Annotated in this window: 24 protein-coding genes and 1 other annotated feature; of the genes, 22 read left to right on the forward strand and 2 right to left on the reverse strand. The window is 28.0% G+C overall.

The features are described 5' to 3' along the window. Positions 1-57 precede the first annotated feature (57 nt). On the reverse strand, positions 58-474 hold the full coding sequence (locus GFJ41_RS07120; protein ID WP_035114386.1) for a DUF3783 domain-containing protein: 417 nt from the start codon (positions 472-474) through the stop codon (positions 58-60). Between the two features lie 217 nt (positions 475-691). On the opposite strand from GFJ41_RS07120, the gene GFJ41_RS07125 reads away from it, so the two are divergent. The 10 genes from GFJ41_RS07125 to GFJ41_RS07170 all read left to right on the forward strand — a co-directional run bounded on the left by GFJ41_RS07125 (position 692) and on the right by GFJ41_RS07170 (position 11,165). Then, positions 692-1,111 (forward strand): hypothetical protein, encoded by a 420-nt coding sequence (locus tag GFJ41_RS07125; protein WP_035114382.1) that lies wholly within the window; start codon positions 692-694, stop codon positions 1,109-1,111. 57 nt (positions 1,112-1,168) lie between these two features. Next, positions 1,169-2,254, forward strand: a complete 1,086-nt coding sequence (mnmA, locus tag GFJ41_RS07130; protein ID WP_170074975.1) for a tRNA 2-thiouridine(34) synthase MnmA — start codon at positions 1,169-1,171, stop codon at positions 2,252-2,254. A gap of 69 nt (positions 2,255-2,323) precedes the next feature. Beyond that, positions 2,324-2,545 (forward strand) — a binding site (T-box leader). A gap of 64 nt (positions 2,546-2,609) precedes the next feature. Next, a complete protein-coding gene (gene alaS, locus GFJ41_RS07135) occupies positions 2,610-5,255 on the forward strand; it encodes an alanine--tRNA ligase (RefSeq protein WP_170074976.1) in 2,646 nt (881 codons plus the stop codon). A 38-nt stretch (positions 5,256-5,293) separates the two neighbouring features. After that, a complete protein-coding gene (locus GFJ41_RS07140; protein WP_021429857.1) occupies positions 5,294-5,554 on the forward strand; it encodes an IreB family regulatory phosphoprotein in 261 nt (86 codons plus the stop codon). Positions 5,555-5,563: 9 nt separating this feature from the next. After that, the gene (locus tag GFJ41_RS07145; protein WP_035114373.1) at positions 5,564-7,732 is read left to right on the forward strand and encodes a hypothetical protein; all 2,169 of its coding nucleotides are present in this window, start codon (positions 5,564-5,566) and stop codon (positions 7,730-7,732) included. Positions 7,733-7,877: 145 nt separating this feature from the next. Continuing rightward, a complete protein-coding gene (gene ruvX / locus GFJ41_RS07150) occupies positions 7,878-8,303 on the forward strand; it encodes a Holliday junction resolvase RuvX (RefSeq protein WP_025161651.1) in 426 nt (141 codons plus the stop codon). Positions 8,304-8,370: 67 nt separating this feature from the next. After that, positions 8,371-8,640 (forward strand): DUF1292 domain-containing protein, encoded by a 270-nt coding sequence (locus GFJ41_RS07155; RefSeq protein WP_021429862.1) that lies wholly within the window; start codon positions 8,371-8,373, stop codon positions 8,638-8,640. 97 nt (positions 8,641-8,737) lie between these two features. Continuing rightward, positions 8,738-9,499 (forward strand): YdcF family protein, encoded by a 762-nt coding sequence (locus GFJ41_RS07160; RefSeq protein WP_170074977.1) that lies wholly within the window; start codon positions 8,738-8,740, stop codon positions 9,497-9,499. A gap of 85 nt (positions 9,500-9,584) precedes the next feature. Further along, a complete protein-coding gene (locus tag GFJ41_RS07165; protein ID WP_170074978.1) occupies positions 9,585-10,556 on the forward strand; it encodes an LCP family protein in 972 nt (323 codons plus the stop codon). 174 nt (positions 10,557-10,730) lie between these two features. Continuing rightward, on the forward strand, positions 10,731-11,165 hold the full coding sequence (locus tag GFJ41_RS07170) for a Fur family transcriptional regulator (RefSeq protein WP_025161654.1): 435 nt from the start codon (positions 10,731-10,733) through the stop codon (positions 11,163-11,165). 21 nt (positions 11,166-11,186) lie between these two features. On the opposite strand, the gene GFJ41_RS07175 is transcribed toward GFJ41_RS07170, so the two are convergent. Next, complete coding sequence (locus GFJ41_RS07175) at positions 11,187-11,924, reverse strand: metal-dependent hydrolase (RefSeq protein WP_035114365.1); 738 nt, start codon at positions 11,922-11,924, stop codon at positions 11,187-11,189. 225 nt (positions 11,925-12,149) lie between these two features. On the opposite strand from GFJ41_RS07175, the gene GFJ41_RS07180 reads away from it, so the two are divergent. The 12 genes from GFJ41_RS07180 to GFJ41_RS07235 all read left to right on the forward strand — a co-directional run bounded on the left by GFJ41_RS07180 (position 12,150) and on the right by GFJ41_RS07235 (position 22,822). Then, positions 12,150-13,826, forward strand: coding sequence for a ribonuclease J (locus tag GFJ41_RS07180; protein ID WP_093430348.1), 1,677 nt, complete (start codon positions 12,150-12,152; stop codon positions 13,824-13,826). A 56-nt stretch (positions 13,827-13,882) separates the two neighbouring features. Continuing rightward, complete coding sequence (locus GFJ41_RS07185; protein WP_168932143.1) at positions 13,883-14,218, forward strand: YlbF/YmcA family competence regulator; 336 nt, start codon at positions 13,883-13,885, stop codon at positions 14,216-14,218. A 114-nt stretch (positions 14,219-14,332) separates the two neighbouring features. Continuing rightward, positions 14,333-15,442, forward strand: coding sequence for an ABC transporter ATP-binding protein (locus GFJ41_RS07190; RefSeq protein ID WP_168932142.1), 1,110 nt, complete (start codon positions 14,333-14,335; stop codon positions 15,440-15,442). Positions 15,443-15,539: 97 nt separating this feature from the next. Further along, the gene (locus GFJ41_RS19045; RefSeq protein WP_025161656.1) at positions 15,540-16,310 is read left to right on the forward strand and encodes a helix-turn-helix domain-containing protein; all 771 of its coding nucleotides are present in this window, start codon (positions 15,540-15,542) and stop codon (positions 16,308-16,310) included. A 93-nt stretch (positions 16,311-16,403) separates the two neighbouring features. Then, positions 16,404-17,564, forward strand: coding sequence for a D-alanyl-D-alanine carboxypeptidase family protein (locus GFJ41_RS07200; protein WP_150886287.1), 1,161 nt, complete (start codon positions 16,404-16,406; stop codon positions 17,562-17,564). A 101-nt stretch (positions 17,565-17,665) separates the two neighbouring features. Then, positions 17,666-18,259 carry a site-2 protease family protein gene (locus GFJ41_RS07205; protein ID WP_021429892.1) on the forward strand — a complete coding sequence of 198 codons (594 nt, stop codon included), beginning with the start codon at positions 17,666-17,668 and terminating at the stop codon, positions 18,257-18,259. A gap of 33 nt (positions 18,260-18,292) precedes the next feature. Beyond that, a complete protein-coding gene (locus GFJ41_RS07210) occupies positions 18,293-19,018 on the forward strand; it encodes a segregation and condensation protein A (protein ID WP_021429960.1) in 726 nt (241 codons plus the stop codon). A gap of 1 nt (position 19,019) precedes the next feature. Next, positions 19,020-19,547 (forward strand): SMC-Scp complex subunit ScpB, encoded by a 528-nt coding sequence (gene scpB / locus GFJ41_RS07215; RefSeq protein ID WP_142730431.1) that lies wholly within the window; start codon positions 19,020-19,022, stop codon positions 19,545-19,547. Between the two features lie 69 nt (positions 19,548-19,616). Beyond that, positions 19,617-20,294, forward strand: a complete 678-nt coding sequence (locus GFJ41_RS07220) for a hypothetical protein (RefSeq protein WP_021429926.1) — start codon at positions 19,617-19,619, stop codon at positions 20,292-20,294. Beyond that, positions 20,248-20,679 (forward strand): GerW family sporulation protein, encoded by a 432-nt coding sequence (locus tag GFJ41_RS07225; RefSeq protein ID WP_025161659.1) that lies wholly within the window; start codon positions 20,248-20,250, stop codon positions 20,677-20,679. The genes GFJ41_RS07220 and GFJ41_RS07225 overlap by 47 nt, the downstream gene beginning before the upstream one ends. Before the next feature lie 190 nt (positions 20,680-20,869). After that, entirely contained in the window at positions 20,870-21,310 is a 441-nt protein-coding gene (locus tag GFJ41_RS07230; protein ID WP_150886283.1) for a MarR family winged helix-turn-helix transcriptional regulator, read from the forward strand. Between the two features lie 78 nt (positions 21,311-21,388). Next, the gene (locus GFJ41_RS07235) at positions 21,389-22,822 is read left to right on the forward strand and encodes a leucyl aminopeptidase (RefSeq protein WP_170074979.1); all 1,434 of its coding nucleotides are present in this window, start codon (positions 21,389-21,391) and stop codon (positions 22,820-22,822) included. The last annotated feature ends 98 nt before the right edge of the window (positions 22,823-22,920 follow it).

The raw sequence follows: 22,920 nt of genomic DNA on the forward strand, positions 1-22,920 counted from the left end.
ATTTAAAATAAAACAAAAAAGCACCCTGTAGCATTTGTTGCGGGGCGCTTTTTAAATTTAGTGATTAAGAGGTTTCCCTGATTTTAAGGCTTCTCTTTCTTCAATTAAGTTTTGTATTACAGTATTTAATTCCCAGTCAATGGAAGTTTCAGTAACTACAGCAATTAAAGGTCTTTGTATCCTAAATTTTTTAAGAGCTTCCATAAAAGAGTGAATTTTAACATGGTCCACATTATTAAATATAACAGCGTTATGCTTTAATCCATCTTCGCAACTTTCATCTATATTATTATTTAAAATATCTTTTACTAAAGTTGTAGCATTCTTAGGCATAAGAATTATTTGATCTTTTAGGCCTATTAGATTGCATATATTTTTTAACATACCTAAATCTTTTGCATTAAAGTTATAAAGTAAGACACAAACTCTATCGTCATTATAAGTAGGCAAAGTATTTATATTTTTAAAATCCATAGTAATTTAAGCACCTCCTTTTTAATAAGTTTACTATTATTGATACCAAATTTAGAAAATTTTAAACATAAACACGAACTTTATAAAAGAAATATTTAAAAATGTGACTATTATATAAGTGAATTAATATGGATATTTCATTTAAAGACATCTTAAGTATTTTATGGTATACTATTATGTAAAACATAGTAGTATATATTTTAAAAGGAGCAATGAAATGGATAAAACTCAATTTTTAAATTATACAAATAAAAAACTTAAAAATCAGGTTAATATAAGTAAAAACTGGGCATTAAGAAAAGTACTAGAGAAACCCTTGGAAATAATTTCAAAAGTACTTATAGTTCCGCCAATTGTTTTTACGGGTATAATGGTATTTGGGATGTTAATTTTAAGTTCAATGAGTTGGTTTAGTATAAGCTATTTTCCTGACTTTATTCAAATAATGGATACAAAAATAATAATAGGAATGATTGGGGTTATAATTAGCATTATATTTGCAGTGATAAGTATAGTGGCTTGGCCTATATATATAGTAGTTTTAATATTTGGAATTTGGTTTATAAAAACTTATAGAGGGTTTATAAAAAATCATAATTTATACAAAAAAGCAAATGATTTAATGGATAACCTATAAGTTAATACTTTAAAAAATATATCAAAGTATATATAATATAAAGAACGAGGTGATAATATGAAAAAAAGAGTAATGATCGGTATGAGTGGTGGAGTAGATAGTTCTGTTGCAGCGTATCTTTTAAAAGAGCAAGGATATGATGTAATAGGTGTTACTATGAAATTATGGCAAGACGATGATGATGAACTTATAGAAAATGAGGGTGGATGTTGTTCATTAGCAGCAGTTGAAGATGCGAGAAAAGTTGCTGATAGAATAGGGATACCTTTTTATGTATTAAACTTTAGCGAGGTATTTAAAGAGAAGGTAATCGAACCATTTATAGATGAATATTTAAACGGAAGAACTCCAAATCCTTGTATAGCTTGTAATAAGCATATAAAATTTGATGATTTCTTTAATAAAGCTCGTCAAATAGGATGTGATTATGTAGCTACGGGACATTACGCTAAAATAGAAAAAGAAGAAGAGACAGGTAGATATTTACTTAAGAAGTCTGTTACGGATAAAAAAGATCAAACTTATGCATTATACAATTTAACTCAAGAGCAATTAGAGCATACTTTACTTCCTATAGGAGAGTATGAAAAAGATAAAGTTAGAGAGATTGCAAAAGAAATAGGTATAGAAGTCCACAATAAACCAGATAGTCAAGAAATATGTTTTGTAAAAGATAATGACTATGCAGGATATGTACAGAAACATTCTAAAAAGAGAATTGATCCAGGATTTTTCGTAGATACTAATGGTAATGTATTAGGAAAGCATAAGGGAATAATAAATTACACTATAGGTCAAAGAAAAGGGCTAGGAATTGCATTTGGAAAGCCTATGTTTGTTGTTGATATAGACCCAGTTAAAAATACAGTTGTATTAGGTGATAATGAAGATATATTCTCAAATGCATTAATAGCGAGGGATGTAAATTTAATCTCAATAGATGATATAAATGAACCTATAAGAGTACAAGCTAAAGTTAGATATTCAGCAAAAGCATCAGATGCTACAGTAACTAAAGTTGGAGAAAATACATTTAAAATAGTATTTGACCAACCACAAAGAGCTATAACTAAAGGTCAATCAGTTGTTATGTATGATGGAGAAAAAGTTGTAGGTGGAGGAGTAATAGAAAAAAGCCTATAATAAAAAACTATTGATTATTTTCATAAAATTTAGTAATATAACTATTAATCATATAGAAATAAAATAATTTTAAATACAGTGAAAAGAAATAGTAAATTAATTGATGCATTACAGAGAGAGGGAATAGGTGAAAGCCCTTATGATAGATTAGTTGAAGCAGTCTTGGAGTATCAACTTTGAAACTAAGTAGGAGTTGACGGTAGTTCCGTTATAACTTAAGGTTTTCCGAAGATACTGTAGATTTTTTACAGTAATTAGGGTGGTACCGCGAGATATATCCTCGCCCCTATAGTATTATAGAGGCGGGGATTTTTTAATTCATAGAAAAGTAGCAAATTTAAGGAGGAAATTTAAAATGCAAAAAATGGGATTAAACGAAATAAGAAGTAAATTTTTAAAATTCTTTGAATCAAAAGGACACTTAGTTCAACCAAGTTATTCATTAGTGCCACATAATGATAAAAGTTTATTATTAATAAATGCAGGTATGGCACCTCTTAAAAATTATTTTTCAGGAACAGAGATTCCACCAAGTAAGAGAATGACTACTTGTCAAAAGTGTGTAAGAACAGGAGATATAGAAAATGTAGGGGTTACAGCTAGACATGCTACATTATTCGAAATGCTTGGAAACTTCTCTTTTGGAGATTATTTTAAAGAAGAAACTTTAAAATGGGGATGGGAGTTTGTTACAGAACATTTAAACATACCTCAAGATAAAGTATGGGTAAGTGTATACTTTGAAGATGACGAAGCTTTTGAAATATGGGAAAAAGAAATAGGTATACCAAAAGAAAGAATAGTAAGACTTGGAAAAGAAGATAACTTCTGGGAAATAGGAACTGGTGCTTGTGGACCTTGTTCAGAAATTCACTTTGATAGAGGTGAAGAGTATGGATGTGATAATCCAGATTGTAAACCAGGATGTGATTGTGATAGATACTTAGAATTCTGGAACCATGTTTTCTCTCAATTTAACAAAGATGAAGAAGGAAATTACAATCCATTAGAGAACAAAAACATAGATACAGGTATGGGTCTTGAAAGAATTGCATGTATAATGCAAGGAGTTGACACTATATTTGATGTAGATACTATAAAGCAAATATTAAATGCTGTTGAGAAAATGACAAATTCAACATATGGAAAAGATTACAAAACTGATAAATCTATAAGAATAATAACTGATCATATAAGAAGTGTAAGTTTCTTAGTTGCGGATGGGGTTTTACCATCAAATGAAGGTAGAGGATACGTATTAAGAAGATTATTAAGAAGAGCTGCTCGTAATGGTAAATTACTTGGAATGAAAGATCCATTCTTATACAACTTAGTTGATGAAGTTATATCTGTAAGTGGAGAAGCTTACCCAGAGTTAGTTGAAAAAGCTGACTATATTAAAAAAGTTATAAGAATAGAAGAAGAAAAGTTTAATGAAACTATAGATAAAGGTAATGAAATATTATCTTCATATATAGAAGAGTTAAAAACTAAAAATGAGAAAACTTTAAGTGGAGAGAATGCATTTAGATTATATGATACTTATGGATTCCCTGTTGACTTAACAAAAGAGATATTAGAAGAAGAACATTTAGAAATAGATGAAGAAGGCTTCAAATCTGAAATGGAAAAACAAAGACAAACAGCTAGAGATGCAAGAGGAAATATGGATGCAGAAGCATGGAAAGAAGATGCTATAGCTAAATTAGATAAAGATATAGTTACAAATTTTGAAGGATATGATATTCTATCTATAGAATCAACTGTTAAGGGAATAGCTAAAAATAATGAATTAGTAGACTCAGCAAGTGTTGGTGATGAAGTTATAATAGTTCTTGATAAAACTGCATTTTATGCAGAAGGTGGAGGACAAGTTGGAGACAAAGGTCTTTTAGTTAATAAAAACGAAGATTTAGTAGTAGAAGTTTTAGATACTAAAAAAGGTCCAAATAACACTATAAAGCATGTATGTATAGTTAAATCAGGAATTATAAAACTTGAAGATGTAGTATATACTAAGGTTGATAAAGAAGTTAGATTAGCTTCAGCAAGAAACCACAGTGCTACACATGTTCTTCATAAAGTATTAAAAGAAGTTTTAGGAGATCACGTAAACCAAGCTGGATCACTTGTTACTCCAGAAAGATTAAGATTTGACGTAACTCACTTTGAATCTATATCAAAAGATGAGTTAAAGCTTATTGAAGAAAAAGTAAACAATATTATATTTGAAGCATTAGATATAACTTGTGAAACTATGAGTATGACAGAAGCTGGTCAAAAAGGCGCAACAGCATTATTCGGAGAAAAATATGGTGATGAAGTAAGAGTTGTTTCAATGGGAGAATTCTCTATGGAATTATGTGGAGGTACTCACTTAACAAACACTTCTCAAATAGGTATGTTTAAGATACTTTCTGAAGGTGGAGTTGCAGCAGGAGTAAGAAGAATAGAAGCTATAACTGGTAAAGAAGTATATTACTTCTTAAATAACAAGCAAGATTTAATAAATGAAGTGTGTACATCTGTTAAAGCTAAAGAAGATAATTTAGTAGCAAGAGTAACTAACTTATTAGATGAAAACAAGTCATTAGCTAAAGAATTAAATGAAGTAAAAGCAAAAATGAGCTTACAATCTGCAGATTCTATATTAGACTCTAAGACAGATATAAATGGAGTAAATATAGTAACAGCTAAGTTTGAAGATATGGATATGGATACACTTAGAAACACTGCAGATACTTTAAGAGACAAGTTAGCTTCTGGAGTAGTAGTATTAGGAAATGTAGCAGGAGGAAAAATAAACTTTGTTGCTACAGCTACTAAAGATGTACTTGAAAAAGGTGTTCACGCTGGAAATATAGTTAGAGAAGTAGCTCAAGTAGCAGGAGGAAAAGGTGGAGGAAGACCTAATATGGCACAAGCTGGAGCTCCAGATGTAGCTAAGGTTGACGAAGCTTTAAATCATGCAAAAGAGGTTTTAAAAACTCAAGTGAAATAATAATTTTAAATAAATATTAAAGATAGGGGTGTTGTAGTATGAATGAAAATATGGATTATACAATGAAATTCGAAGGTATAACATCTGAACAAATGAGTGTTAGTGAGGCTATCGATTTAGTTTATGATTCACTTCAAGAGAAAGGATATAACCCAATAAATCAAATTATAGGATATATACTTTCAGGAGATTCTAGTTATATAACAAGTCACAATAATGCTAGAGGGATAATGAAGAAATTTGAAAGAGATGAAATATTAGAAGAGGTTATCACTTATTATTTGAACAATAGAAAGTAGGTCAATCTTATGAAAAAAAAGATTGTATCCTTATTAACAATTTTAATGATACTTATAAGTTCTGTTCCTAGCATTTGTTTTGCTGATGATAAAGGCAAGGCAATAGTAATTGATTTAAATAGGACTGGCCTTGAAGATATGCTAAGTATAGACTCTCTATCTAAAAAGATGGAAAAAGAAGGCTATATAGGGCTTATGAATATCAGAGGTGACAGAGGAACAGATGACAGAAGGTCATATGCAGCTGTAGGTGCTGGAGGAAAAGTTACCTTGCCAAATCAGAACCTAATTAACTTTGAAGAAGTTAATAAAGGTAATGCAAAGGCGTATAAAGCTGAAACAGGACACAATCCCAAGAAAATAAATGATATGACAATAAACCATTCTCTAAGTGAGAACTTAGAGAATGGTTCTTATGGTTCTGTACTTGGATCGTTAGGACAGACTTTATCAAATCATAAATTAAGGGCATCTGTTATAGGTAACGCCGATAGAGTTAATAATGGAGAACTAATAAAAAATAGAAATATAGCATTAATGGCTATGGATAACATAGGTAGAGTTGACGATGGTAATGTAGACAATATAAATATCAAAGACAACACTATGCCCTATGGAATAAGAACAGATTATGACAAACTAAAAAGTGAAACTAAAAAGTTTTATGATAATAGTGATGTTTTATTTGTTGAACTTGGAGATACGTATAGATTAGATGATTACAAAAACTATTTAAACGATAAAACTTACAATAATATGAAAAAAAATATTTATAAAAATATAGATGATTATTTACAAGAAGTTTTCAAAATGGTTGATGAAAATGATACAATTTATATAATGTCAGCTTTTCCAAGTAAAGAAGATTATAAAAATCAAAAAAGGTTATCTCCTATAATTAAATTTGAGGGTTCTCAAAAGGGAGTTTTAAAATCTGCTACAACAAGAAGAGAAGGTGTAGTTGGAAACTTAGATATAGGAGTAGATATACTTGCTAAGTTTGGCCTAAAAAATGAAAAAATGGTAGGAAGAGCATTTGAGGAAGTTAATAAAGAAGATAATATAAGTTTTATCAATCATGAATTTGATAAAATGGTATCTATGCTAGGAGTGAGAACTCCTATTGTAAACACTACTGTAGGAATAGTTGCAGCAGCATGGATTATATGTACGGTATTATTAATTTTCTTTAGAAAAAAACTACCTAAAAAAGAATTAGTTTTTAGCATATTAAAAGAATTTATAAAACTAGGGGTAGTGATACCTTTAGCATTTATAGTTTCGCCTATTTTTAATTTTGCAACTCCAACTAGTATAACCTTAGGAATATTTGGAACCTTATTGGTATTATATTTAATAGGAAAAATTTTCTTTAAGGACGATATTAAGTATATGGCATTTTTCTCTATAATTACTATTATAGTAATAGTGGTTGATTCTATATTTGGAACACGCTTAATGCAAAATAACATAATGAGTTATGATGCTATAATAGGTGCTAGATACTATGGTGTTGGAAATGAATATGAAGGTATAACTATAGGATGTGCAATATTTGCGATGTCAGTATTAGTTAACTACAAAAAAATACCTAAATGGATTGCAGTTGTTGCATCTTTAATTATACTTATAACTAGTGCTTATCCATCAATGGGAGCAAATGTTGGAGGAGCAATATCAGAATCAGTGGCATATACATTATTTTTATTACTTGCATTTGATGTTAAGATGGATCTTAAAAAGAGCATATTACTATCACTTGTGCCAGTAATGATTGTTTGTATATTTGCTGCACTAGATGTGGTTTCTAAAAGCCAGTCTCATTTATCTGGATTTGTAAACCAAATATCTGTAAATGGGCCAATTGCTATAATTCAAACATTTACTAGAAAGATACAAATGAATGTAGATATTGCAACTAGCAATATATTAATTGTTGTAGCTTTAGTAGTTGCTGGATATATGACTAAGTTTATTTTTAAACCTGCTAATCATTTTAAAAAGTTGTCAGAAAAATATCCTTATATATTTAAGGGATTTGTAGCAACAACAGTAGGGTGTATAGTTACTTTAATTTTTAATGATTCAGGAATAGTTGCGGCTGGAACAGCATCTATTTATATATTAATACCAATATTGGTTATGAGCGTAAATATGATGATTTTTGATAAAGAGTAGTATAATATTAACCTAGATATTAAAAAAATAATATCTAGGTTAATTTTTTCTGTACATAATGTGTTGAAATTAGAGTACAATAAGAATATAGTATATACATATAGTGAATAATTATTAAATTTGGTTGACCGAGGAGAATTAAATGATATTAGACGGAAGAATAATGGGTCTTGACGTAGGAGATAAAACTATAGGAGTTGCAGTTAGTGACCTTATGGGAATTACGGCACAAGGAGTTAAGACTGTAAGAAGAGTTGGAAAGAAAAAAGATATAGAGGAATTAAAAGCTATTATAAAAGAAAGACAAGTTAATAAAATAGTTTCAGGGCTTCCTAAAAATATGAATGGAACGCTAGGACCACAAGGTGAAAAAGTTATAAAATTTTGTGAGTTATTAGAACAAGAAACGGGTATAAAAATAGAATACTGGGATGAAAGATTATCTACAGTAGCAGCAGAAAGATCTTTAATAGAAGCTGACGTTAGAAGAGAAAAAAGAAAAAAAGTAATTGATATGCTTGCGGCAGTAATAATTTTACAAGGTTATTTAGATAGTAAAAGAATTTTGTAAAATCTATGTAAAATAACATTGATATAAGTTATAATATATTTAAATAATTAAATTTGAGGTGATATACATGCAAGAAAACATAGTAAACTTAATAGACCAAGATGGAAATGAAATACAATTTGAAATAATATTAACTTTAGAAGCAGAAGGAAAAGAGTATGCAATACTTATGCCTTTAGAAGATAATGATGCTGAAGAAGCTTTAATATTTAGAATTGATACAGATGAAGAGGGAGATATATTAACTCCACTTGAAAATGACGAAGAGTATGAGACAGTTGTAGCTGTATACAATACTTTAATGGAAGAAGAAGGATTAAACTTCGACGAAGAATAGTTAATATTAAAATTGTATAGTTTATAAATGGGAGTATCCTTTAAGGTGCTCCCTTTTTACGCTTTAAACGAAGTGAATTTTATATAGGAGGAGTTAGATGATTAAATATATAGATATATTAGTAGGGATATTAGGGGTATGTTACTTTAGTTATCTAGAAGTATTTTATGGAGGAATGGCCTTTGGAAGTTTCTTCTTAGTTATAGGTATTTCGCTTATAATATGTCATTTTGTAAAAAACAAAATACATATTAATGAAAAATTAAAGAATGTAATTAAAATATTTGTAACTATAATTCTATTAACATTTTTAATAGTAGAGTCTGTATTAATATTTTTTCCGAAAAATAATGAGAAGGACAAATGTGACTATTTGATTGTACTAGGGGCATCAGTTAAAAATACTACGCCAAGTTTAACATTAAGAGGGCGACTTGATAAAGCTATTCAATATTTAGATGAGAGTAAAGATGATTGTTATATTGTTGTATCTGGAGGAAAAGGAAGTGATGAAAAACTTTCAGAGGCAAAAGCTATGGAAAATTATTTAGTAGAACATGGTGTAAACAAAAATAAAATAATACTAGAAGATAAGTCTACAAATACATATGAAAACTTTAAATATAGTAAAGAAAAAATAGAAAAAAACAGTAATAAAGATATAAAGAATCTTAATGTAAAGGTGGTCACTACTGATTTCCACAGCTTTAGGAGTTTTATACTAGCCAAAGTAAATGGGTATGGAAATGTTAATTTTTACACTAGTAAATCTATAAGTAAGTTTGTACCAGTTTATTATGCAAGAGAGTTTTTTGCAACTATAAAAACTATGATATTTGATGTATTACCTAATTTATAAGATAATCTAAAATTTTATAAATTAAGATTTAAATTTATTTATATGGATAAAATAAAGTTAATGAAAGTATAAGGGGCAATGAAATATGAATAAATTTAAAAAGTATTGTGTAGTATTGAGTGCTAGTGTTGTGATTGCATCTACTTTAAGTAATATATATGCGTTAAATAATTATAGTAAATCTATAGAAAAAGCTACTATCAACAATAGTAAAAGTAGTATAAATCAAGAGAACTTAGATAAAAATACTCAAGAAAAAAATAAAAATGTATCTAATATATTACTAATAGGAAGTGATTCAAGTGGTTTTGATAAGGTAGGAAGATCAGATTCAATGATAATTCTTACTATAGATAAAGATAATAAAAATTTAAAACTAACTTCATTAGCAAGAGATACGCTAGTAAATATTCCTGGACATGGGTATGAAAAATTAACTCACGCATATGCATATGGAAAATCTAAGTTATTACTAGAGACTATAGAAAAAAATTTAAATATAGATTTAGATGGATATGTGGCTGTAAACTTTAATTCTTTTATAGATCTAGTTGATACCTTGGGTGGTGTTGAAGTAAATGTCCATAAAAATGAAATAGAACATTTAAATGATATAATAGTAAACTCTTTTAAGGTAGCAAAAGATAAAGGGGAAGAACCCCAATTTATAAGATTTGAAGGTAACCAATTACTAAATGGATATCAAGCATTAGCTTATGCTAGAATAAGACAAATTGATAGTATATATGAAAGAGATAAAAGACAAAGAGATGTATTAAAAAGTATAGCTAATAAACTAGTAGAACTTCCTGTAACTAGTTATCCAAAGGTTATAAAAGAAATGATGCCTTATGTAGATGTAAATTTACCTATATCAAAGCTTCTTACAATAGCTATGACATCTAAAGAATTATATAATTATGAATTAGACCAAATGGAATTTCCAGTTGCAGAGTATAGAGAATCTGGAAGGCTTAAAAAAGATAATAGCTTTGTAGTTAAGTGGGATAAGACAGAAAATTTAAAAGTTTTAAATAATTTTATTTATAATAAATAAAATTTATTTAAAACTTATAAACTTTGGGTATTATTATAAAAGTAAAGGTTTAAAACCTTTACTTTTATTTAATTAATATAAGCGTAAATTTGCTGTTATATTGACAAAAGGAGAATAATAGAGTACAATAATTAATAAAGATTATCATTTGAAAATGAAGGCGGTAAATGTAAAATGAATCAAATGGATATATTAAAGGAAAAGTTAAAGGAAACGGGATTTAAAATAACTCCTCAAAGAAGAGCTATTGTAGAGACGTTACTAAAGCATAAGGATGAACATTTAAGTAGTGAAGAAATATATGACCTAGTAAGAGTTGATTGTCCAGAAATAGGACTTGCTACAGTTTATAGAACAATGCAATTACTAGATGAAGTTGGTGCAATTTCTAAATTAAACTTAGATGATGGATGCATAAGATATGAAATCGATTTAGATGACTCTGATGCACACAATCATCATCATTTAATATGTAAAAACTGTGGGAAGATAATAGAGGTAAAAGAAGATTTACTAGATTCTATAGAACTGGAAATACAAAAATTATATAATTTTAGCATAATAGACCACGATCTTAAATTTTATGGTTTATGCGAATCCTGTAAGTAAAGATGAGCCCCTTATTGGGGCTTAAAATTTTGATAGAGTTAACAAAATACATAATATTAGTATTAATATAAATAGAATTTCTAATATATTGCTTAAACGCCCTCCAACTCTTAAAAACCCAAGAGAAAATTTCTTTTCACTGATAGGATAAAAAAGTGGTATTCCTGATTTTGTAAATAAATCTCCTAAAAATAAATGAGATGCATATCCGATAGTTCCAAAAAAGCATAAATTTGATATATTAGTTAATAACTCAATTTGTTTAAGTAAAAAACTTATGATTAAGATTGCTAAAATACTATGTGATAATTTCCTGTGTTTTAACCAAGGGAAAGAAGCTAAAACAATATTAAATAGAATAAAATAGAATTTACCATTGGCTAAATATATGCAAATAGCTAAAAGTAAAAATATTAGAGATAAAAATAGCTTTCTTAAAAAGCCATGATTAATTTTAGCTTCTAATATTATTATTGCTATAAATGTTATTACTGAACTTATGAAAAAATTTTCATTTATTTTTAAAGATATTAAAAAAATTAATATATCTAATGTATAAACAATAATCTTATAAATCTTTTTAGATGTATTATGATTTAAAAGTGTATTAGATATAACGGAGTTTGACGTGTCTAAATCAGGTAATATTGAAAATAATGAACATATTCCAATATTCATTAGAGAAATTGGCTTATTAAATAGGATAGAAGCTTGCAGTGAAGCCAAAATACCTATAGTGAAATGAGTTTTACCACGCATTATAACCTCCCCAAAATATTATATTTTGAGAATAGCAAAATAATTATAGTTTGTCAAAACAATACGGTAAATGTATTTTAAATATATCTTAAAATATACTTCAACTTGTGATACAATTATAATAACTGGTAAAGAGTGCGTGATTTGATATTATTTGTATGTTCGTTAAGGAACGTTTAAAGAGTGAGATTTAAAAAGTGCGAAAAGTTAGGACAAAAGGAGATGATGCAATTGTTCAAAAAGAGTTTGAATAAAATTAAAGTTATGGCTCTGGGTGGGCTAAACGAAATCGGAAAAAACATGACTGTCATTGAATATAAAGATGAAATTATCGTTATAGATTCAGGGTTAAGTTTTCCAGAAGAAGAGATGCTAGGGGTAGATATAGTTATACCAGATGTAACTTACTTAGTGAAGAATAAGGACAGAGTTAAGGGAATATTTATAACTCATGGTCATGAGGACCATATCGGAGCATTACCATATGTATTAAAAAAGATAAATGTTCCAGTATATGCTTCTAAGTTAACGGTTGGACTTATACAAGTAAAATTAAAAGAACACAAATTAAATAATGTAAATTTAAATGTTATAACTCCAGGTCAAGCTATAAATCTTAAAAACTTTGAAGTAGAGTTTTTAAAAGTAAATCATAGTATACCAGATGCTTGTGCAATAGCAGTTCACACTGACCAAGGGATAATATTCCATACAGGGGACTTTAAAATAGACCTAACTCCTATAGATGGAGAAGTAATGGATTTTCAAAGAATATGTGAATTAAGCAAAAAAGGCGTATTATTAATGCTTGCTGATAGTACAAACATTGAAAGACCAGGATATAACCCATCAGAAAGAACTGTAGGAACAGGACTGGATGGATTATTTGCAAAGGCTAACAACAGCAGAATAATAGTTGCAACATTTGCTTCTAATATACACAGATTACAACAAATTGTTAATGCTGCTCAAAAATTTGGAAGAAAAGTTGCTGTATCAGGAAGATCTATGGTTAACGTTATGGCTGTAGCAAGAGAATTAGGTTATATAGACATAGATGATGAAATGATAATAGATTTAAATGATATTCATAGATATGAAGATAATGAATTAGTTATAATAACAACTGGATCTCAAGGAGAGCCTATGTCAGCACTTGCTAGAATGGCATCAGCTGAACATAAAAAAGTAGAAATAAGACAAGGTGATTTAGTAATAATATCAGCACATCCAATACCAGGGAATGAAAAACTTATTTCTAAAGTTGTAAACTGTTTATTTGAAAAAGGTGCAGAAGTTGTTTATGATGATGCAGCGGATATACACGTTTCAGGTCATGCTAGACAAGAAGAATTAAAATTAATGCACAGATTAGTAGCTCCTAAGTTCTTCATGCCTGCTCATGGTGAGTTCAGAATGTTAAAGAAACATGCAGAGGTAGCAGAAGATTTAGGTATGCCAAGTCAAAATATATTTGTGATGAAAACAGGTGAAGTTTTAGAATTAGATAAAACTTCAGCAAAAGTTGCATCACATGTGCCAACTGGAAATGTATTAGTTGATGGACTTGGAGTTGGAGATGTAGGAAATATAGTTTTAAGAGATAGAAAGCATCTATCAGAAGATGGATTAATGATAGTTGTAGTTACAATATCTAAAGAAGATGGAAAAGTTTTAGCAGGGCCAGATATAATATCTAGAGGATTTGTATATGTAAGAGAATCTGAAGACTTAATGGATGGAGCTAAAACTGTTATAAAGAATGTTTTAATAGCTTGTGAGCAAAGTCATATAAAAGAATGGGCTTACTTAAAAAATAATATAAAGGATAACTTAAAAGAGTACTTATATCAAAGAACTAAGAGAAATCCTATGATACTTCCTATTATAATGGAGGTATAAAACAGAAAGATTGAATATAATATATTATATTCAATCTTTTTTTTAGGAGGAAAAGCATGGGGGTATATGAAAGTACTACAAAACTTGCAAGTGATATAAAGGACAGTAAAGAGTATAAAGAATTTAGAAAGCATATGAAAGTCGTAAGATCTAATCCAAACTATGAATTAATTTTAAATAATCATAAAAAAATTGAAATGGATATAAGATCGAAAAAATTAAGAGGGGTAAAATTAGATAGTAAAACATTGAAGATGTCACAAGATTTAAAGAAGCAAATATCTGCTAATAAAGATTTAAAAAGTTATTTAGAATGTGAACAAAAATTTACAACTATGATGGATAAAATAAATAAAATTTTAGCATCGGCAGTATATGAAGATTACAAATAAACAGGACTTCTTGTACAAATTGAATGAAATTATTTAGACAATATGACTATATATGTGAAAACGTTTTTAATATATACTTAAACTATATTAAATATGGTTTGGGGGAGATTAAAAATGGCAGAGGTAATTTTAAAAAATATAGGTAAGTCGTATGATAATGGTTATGAAGCTGTAAAAGATGTAAATATAGATATAGACGATAAAGAATTTGTTGTTTTAGTAGGACCATCTGGTTGTGGAAAGTCTACAACACTTAGAATGATAGCAGGTCTTGAGGAAATATCATCAGGGGAGTTATATATAGGAAATAAAATAGTAAACGATGTAGCACCAAAAGATAGAGATATAGCTATGGTTTTCCAAAACTATGCATTATATCCGCATCTAAGTGTATACGAGAATATGGCATTTGCACTTAAACTAAGAAAGATGCCAAAAGCTGAAATAGACTCTAAAGTTAGAGAAGCTGCAAGAATACTAGACTTAGAAAAAGTCTTAGATAGAAAACCAAAGGCATTATCAGGTGGACAAAGACAAAGGGTTGCGCTAGGAAGAGCGATAGTAAGAAATCCTAAGGTATTCTTAATGGATGAACCACTATCAAATTTAGATGCTAAGCTTAGAACTGCAATGAGAACAGAAATTACAAAGTTACACAAAAAGCTTGGAACAACATTTATATATGTAACACATGACCAAGTAGAAGCTATGACAATGGCAGATAGAATAGTTATAATGAAAGACGGAGTTATTCAACAAATAGATACTCCACAACATGTATATGATAATCCAGATAATATGTTCGTTGCAGGATTTATAGGAGCTCCTCAAATGAACTTAATAGATTGTAATATATCTGAAGAAAATGATGTTGTTTTCGCAAATGCTAAAGACTTTAAAGTAGCGTTAGACAAAACAAAAGCAGATATATTAAAGCAAAATGGTTATATAGGTAAAGAGGTTGTATTAGGAATAAGACCAGAAGATATTCACATAGAAGATATATTTATAGATAACAGCCAAGATACAATATTTAATGCTACAGTAGAAATAAGTGAGCTTATGGGGGCAGAAGTATATGCATACTTAACTGTTGGAGGTAAGAGTATAACTTCAAGATTTGATTCAAGATACAATGTTAAATACGGTCAGAACTTAAAATTAGCTCTAGATAAAAATAAAGTTCATCTATTTGATAAAGAAACTACTAATGCAATAAGATAGTAAACTATTTAAAAGCTGAGAAACTAAGCGTATATTTTGGTTTCTCAGCTTTTGTTTTATAATAGATATAAGTAAACTAAAAATAAGAGGTGGGATGGTGAAGGATTTAATAGAGTTTTTTGAAAGTCAATTGGGGAAAAAGATTAATTTATACAAATATAATAAAAATGATATTTTAAAAGAAAATCATCAAGTTGTAGTTTGGGACAATCAAAAGTATGTTATTGAACTTATAGAAGAGAATAATATTAATAATTTAAAAGGCAATTTTTATTTGATATATCAAAAGAATGTAAATAAGACTTTACTAAATGAGATTTTAACTACTCTATATGAAGATGTTAATATAGTAAACTATAAAGGAAATTTTATATTAAATACAAATAATATAGATTTAATAAATAAGGATACTCCTCAAATTATAGAGACTGAATCTTATGAAAAGACATACATAATAAATTTAGGCGAAATTAAAAGTAAAGATGAGTTTGATATTAAGCTAGATTTGACTAAAAAATTAAAAAAATACATAGCAATTGAAAATAGTGATAGGAAATATTTTGATATATTTGATTTAGCTTTATACAACATGATTGAGCTATGTGGAACTGATATTATATATAAAAATTTATTTGATTATAACTTAATTGATAAGATAGATAATTTAGTTTTAGAAACTGGAATAGCTTTTATAGAAAATGGATTTAACATATCCAAGACATCTAACAATATATATTTGCATAGAAATACGTTAATATATAGACTAGAAAAAATTAAAGATATATTGGGAATGGATATAAAAAACTTTAATGAAGCTTGCATATACTATATAATTGTAAAGAATTATTTGGTAAACAAAACCATATAAAAACCATATAATTGATGTTTATTAAAATACTCGCATAAATTTAGGCAAAATGTGAAAAAATAGTATCAAATAAAACATCAAGAGGTGAAATTAATGAGACGATTTACTAGTGTAGTTTTAGCTATTATGATGGTTTTTATGTCTTTTAGCTTTACAGCTTTTGCAGATGATAAAAAAGCTAATACATCTATGGAATTATCATCTAAATCAGCTATACTAATGGATGTAGGAAGTGGACAAATATTATTTGAAAAAAATTCACATGAGAAACTTCCTCCAGCAAGTGTTACAAAAGTAATGACAATGTTACTTGCAGTTGAAGCTTTAGATAGTGGAAAGATAAAGTTAGATGACCAGGTTCAAATAAGTGAAAGAGCATCGGAAATGGGTGGAAGTCAGATTTTCTTAGAACCAGGAGAAACTCAAAAGGTTGATGATTTACTAAAAGGTATCGCAGTTGCTTCTGCAAATGATGCATGTGTAGCTATGGCTGAGTTCATAGGAGGAAGTGAAGAAGAGTTTGTTGGTATGATGAATGATAAAGCAAAAGAATTGGGAATGAAAGATACTCATTTTGCTAACACTAATGGATTACCAGTAGACAATCACTATACATCAGCACATGATATAGCTTTAATGTCTAAAGAATTATTAAAGCATGAAAAAATAACTAAATATTTGACAACTTGGATGGACAAAATAGTAGTTGGTAAAAAGCAAGTATCTATAGGGCTTGCTAATACTAATAAAATGATTAAACACTATCAAGGAGCAACTGGTGTAAAAACAGGATTTACTCAAGAAGCAAAATACTGTTTATCTGCATCAGCTAAAAGAGGAGAGACACATTTAGTAGCAGCAACTTTAGGTGCACCTACAACACAAGAAAGATTTAAAGATGCATCATCTCTTTTAAGTTATGGATTTGCAAACTATGAAAGTGTTAAATTATGCTCTAAAGGAGACGCTATAGCTACACTAAAATTAGATAAAGCTGAAGAAAATAAAGTTAACTTAGTTGCAAAAGAAGATTTAACAGCTCTTATCAAAAAAGGTGAAAGCAAAGATTTTACTAAAAAGATACAAGTTTGTGAAAATATAAAAATGCCAGTTAAAAAAGGTACTAAATTAGGAACTATAAACATTTATAAAGGAAACAATCAAGTAGGTAAAGTTGATCTTGTAAATGAAAAAGATATAAATAAAGCAAGTTACTTTAGAATGTTTGAAAGAGTAATAGATAACATGTTTTAAAAGGCCTAGATAAACTAGGTCTTTTTTTATTAATCTAATTTGATTATAAACATAGATATTGTTATAATAATATTAAAACTTAAAAAATAGGAGAAAATTGAATGAATATGTTAAGTCAGTTTTTGGTAACTGCAGTAGGAATAGCAGTTGCTATATCTGTTCATGAATTTGGACATGCATATGTAGCTCATCTTTTAGGAGATGATACTGCAAAAATGAGCGGAAGAATGACGTTAGATCCATTAAAACATCTGGATCCATTAGGACTTATAATGCTTATAATTGCAAGATTTGGGTGGGCAAAGCCAGTTCCTGTAAATCCAAATAATTTTAAAAATTATAAGGTTGGGAATTTAATAGTTTCTTTAGCAGGGCCAGCATTTAACCTGTTGACTGCTATAATATTTGCAAACCTTATGAGATTTGCTAATATTGAAGCAATATTAATTATATTTAATGCTATAGTTTCGTATTGTATAGGATTTGCAGCATTTAACCTATTACCATTGCCACCACTTGATGGATGGGGAATAATATCTACATTTATACCACTTAAATATTATGATGTTGCTTATAAGTATGAAAGTATGAGTACATTTATATTTATACTTTTAATATTAACTAACTTCCATTTAATAATATTAAATCCTATAGTAAATGTATTATATAGTATAGTGGCTACATTTATAATTTAAATGGTAAATTTATACTAAAAACCGAGGTAATTTATGAAATATAGTGTACAACTTAAGGTATATGAAGGACCTCTAGATCTTTTATATGATCTTATAGCAAAACATAAAATAGATATAAAGGATATATCTATAATAGAGATAACTAAACAATACTTAGCATACTTAGATATGCTTGAAGAATTTGATTTAGAAATAGCAAGTGAATTTATAATAATGGCATCGAAGCTTTTACAAATAAAATCTAAATACTTACTATACAAGCAAAGAAATGATGAAGAAGAGGAAGATCCTAGACTTGAACTTATGGAAAAGCTTGTGGAGTATAAAAAGTTTAAAAATGCTACAGAAGATTTAAAAAGTAATGTTACTTACATAGAAGATGTATTTTATAGAAAGAAAGAAGAGGTAGTAGTTGAAGAAAATTTAGACTTAGAAACAATATCTCTAGACTCTATAGTAAAAATACTTCCTCATATATTAAAAGTAAAAAAAGATGAATTAGAAGAAGTAAAAGATGAAAAGTTAAACAAGATTGTTAGAACTCGTATTATATCTGTAGAAGAAAAGATGCACTATGTTAGAGATATCATGAAAGAAAAAGAAAATATAAGGTTTACAAATCTTATAGATACATATGAAAAAGATGAAATAATAGCAACTTTTTTATCGGTTTTAGAACTTATAAAAACAAATGAAATAATGGTTGTTCAAGACTTATTCTTTGAAGATATCTTAATAAAGAGGAATATGGAGAGTTAATATGAGACGTGATGAAATAAAAAATATTATAGAAGCTATAATGTTTGCATATAGCGAACCTATAAGCATAAAGGATTTAAATAATGCTATAAACGAAGAACTTTCTTCTAAAGAAATTGAGATAATGTTAAACAGCTTAATTGAAGATTATAAAGAAAATAACAGGGGTATTCAAATTATTAAATTACAAGATAAATATCAAATGTGTACAAATAAAGATTACGCAGAGTTTGTAAAAAATATATTAGAACCAAAAAGAAAGAAAACTTTAAGTCAAGCAACTTTAGAAACTTTAACAATTATCGCATATAAGCAACCTATAACAAAGGTTGAAATAGAAGAAATAAGAGGCGTTAAAAGTGATAAGGTCGTACAAACACTTCTTGAAAATGACCTTATATATGAAGCGGGAAGACTAGATAAAATTGGTAAGCCTATAATTTATAAAACTACTAATGAGTTTTTAAAATTACTAAATATAGAAAAGTTAGAGGATTTACCATCTATAGAAAAATATGAAAACGAATAAATCTTAAAATAGTAGATGAGATAAAATATTTATTTATCATCTACTATTTTTTTGCATACTTTTGAAAAAATGGAAAATAATATAAATATGAACTATAAAGATTTAATGAGTATTTTATTTATTTCTATTGTAGTAGGAATACCAATTCTATTTTTTATTTTAAATAGTAGGATTCATGTAATCGTAACAGCTGATATAGATAATAAAAATACAGAGATAAGGGTATCACTTAGATACTTTTTTAATTTAATCAATATAACAAAAACAGTCTATCCTATAAGTAAACCGAAAGAAGAAAAGAAAAATAAAAAAAATAAGGAGAGTAAAAGTAAATCTAAAAAAGTTAAATTACAAATGATTCAATTAGAAAATTTACTAGCTTTATATAGAATTGTTAGAAAGGTTCAAGTAAGCGAAGTATATTCTAATTTATCATATGGAAGTGAAAATATAAATTTTACTTCTTTTATATATGTCTTAATAAATATTTTATATGGAAATGTAAGTAATTATTTTGATTCAGAAAAAATGTATTTAAAAGTAACACCCTGCTATACTCAAAACTTCATAAAGTATAAAGGTGTTTTACATATAAGACCTACCATGAAGGATATAGTAGTTTTAATTAAGGGAGTTTATAAAATATATATTGATATAAAAATATATAAAAAAGTAAAATATAATGAGGAGTGTGAAGTGGATGAGATCGGCAAGTTCAATAAAGAGTATAATGGATACAACTCTTGATTCAATTAGGACAACTATTGACGCAAATACTATTATTGGAGATCCAATTAGAACAGAAACAACTGTAGTAGTTCCTATATCTAAAGTAACAATAGGATTTGGTATAGGTGGAGGAGAGTATTCAAGAGGGCAATGTGAAAAACAAGGTGAAAAAAAAGAAGTACAAAATACAGATGATTCAAACTTTGCAGGAGGAAGTGCAGGTGCGATATCACTTCAACCAGTAGCATTTGTAGTAGTTGAAAATGGAGAAACAAGACTTATGAGTTTAGATCATAATATAAATATGGTTGATAATATATTAAGTGTTACACCTAAAATACTAGAAAAAATTCAAAAGCTAAAAAATAATGATTGTGAAAACAAGGATAATAAAGAATGTTAAAATAAAGAATAAAAGCTATAGAAAAAGGTTAATTAATTTCTATAGCTTTTATTCTTTTAAAAATATTTTACAATTTAATCATTTGTTACTTAAAAAATTAGAAAAACAATAGTATAATACATATAAGGCAAGTTAATTTTTAGGGTTAAATTAAACTGGCAGGGTTTTAAACTATAGGAGAGGTGAGCATATGGAAAATAAAGAAATATCAAAATTATTGATACATAGTATGAATAATTATCAAAATTTGATTAAAGCAACAAATACTGATAGATACAAAAAAGGGAAAGTACTAACAAAGAAACAATTTTTTACTTTAGTTGAAATTCAAAAGCGTGAAAAAATAGAGTTAAAGAATTTAAGTAAAGAGTTATATGTTTCAACATCTAGCTTATGTATACTTTTAAACAAGCTAGTAGAGTTAGGATATGTTTATAGAGAAGAGGATTCTAAAGATAGAAGAAACACTTTCTACGGTATAACAGAAGAAGGTGAAGTTGTAGTTAATACAGAAATAGAAAAGTTTATGCAGATAGTAAATGATAAAATAGATAAGTTAGATTTGCAAAAGAAAAAAGAACTTGAAGAAAGTTTACAAAAAACTATTAATATAATGAAAGAAATAATATAGCCTATGTAGAATAAATTTATAGTGTAGATATTTATAAAGTGGGTAAGTATCTATTATAAATTTATTTGGAGGTATATTATGAGTATAAAGATTGCGAATGAAAAAAAATTGATACAAGAAAATGATTTAAGTATATTTTTTATAGGCAGAAATAAAAGAGTTGTATTTAAAGAAAAGGCTTTAGAAGCTTTAAAAGAAGAGTTTGAGACTACTTGTTGTAATATAGAATTAAATAAAGTATATACAGAAGATAAATTTTTAAACGTAATGTTTGTTGGATTAGGAAATGATGAAAACTTATCTATGGATGAAATAAGAAACATTGGTGGAGACATATCAAGAAAATTGAAAAAAATGAAATCTAAAAAGGTAAGTTTTTTAAATATAGAAGAGTACTTAAATAAAGATCATGTAAAAGCTTTAGTAGAAGGTCTTGAATTAGGGGCATATGATTTTACTAAGTATATTACAAGTAATGAAACTAATGAAGAAATAGAAATAAATTTAGGCTTAAATGAAAGCTTCATAGATAGTATAAATGAAGGTGAATTACTTGCACAAATGACATTAGTATCAAGAAGCCTAGTGAATGAACCAGCAAATGTTATATACCCAGCAACTCTAGGTTATGAAGTTGTAGAATTAGGTAAAACGTTTGGCTTTGAAACAGAGGTATATGGTAAGCAAGAAATTGAAAATTTAGGAATGGATGCATTTTTATCAGTAGCTAAAGGTTCTGATAAAGAGCCTAAACTTATAGTTATGAGATACTTTGGAGATAAAAATAGTGAAGATGTATTAGGTTTAGTTGGAAAAGGATTGACATACGATTCAGGTGGATACTCTATAAAACCTACTAACTCTATGGTTGATATGAAAACAGACATGGGTGGAGCAGGAGCTGTAATTGGAGCTATGTGTGGTATTGCAAAAGCTAAACTTAATAAAAATGTTATAGCTGTAGTAGCTGCTTGTGAGAATTTAATTTCTGGAAATGCATATAAGCCAGGAGATATAATAAATTCAATGGGCAAAAAGACAATAGAAATTTTAAATACAGATGCAGAAGGCAGATTAACTTTAATAGATGCTGTTTATTATGCTATAAATAAAGAAAAAGCTAATAAAGTTGTAGACATAGCTACATTAACAGGAGCCGCTGTAGTAGCCCTTGGAGATGTTGCAACACCTGTATTAACTAATAATGAAGAGTTCTATACTTTATTAGATGAAGCAGCAAAAACATCAGGTGAAAAAATCTGGAGAATGCCAGTATTTGATGAATATAAAAAAGTTTTAAAAGGTAAGCAAGCTGATTTAAACAATAGTCCTGGTAGAGATGGTGGTTGTATAACTGCTGGATTATTTATAGGTGAATTTGTAGGAGATACTCCTTGGATTCATATGGATATAGCAGGAACTAGTGTTAGTTCTAAAGACAGTGGATATAAATCTAAAGGAGCTACAGGAGAAGGAGCAAGAACTTTATATAATTTAACAAAATTAATTTAAAAGATTTCTTAAGTTAGTACAATCTAGGTAAATTGTGGTATAATTAAATTAACCTAAGATTTTAAATTTTCTTCTTACATACTAAAGTATATATTTAC

This window comes from Paraclostridium dentum, assembly GCF_012922555.1.
Classification (GTDB): domain Bacteria; phylum Bacillota; class Clostridia; order Peptostreptococcales; family Peptostreptococcaceae; genus Paraclostridium; species Paraclostridium dentum.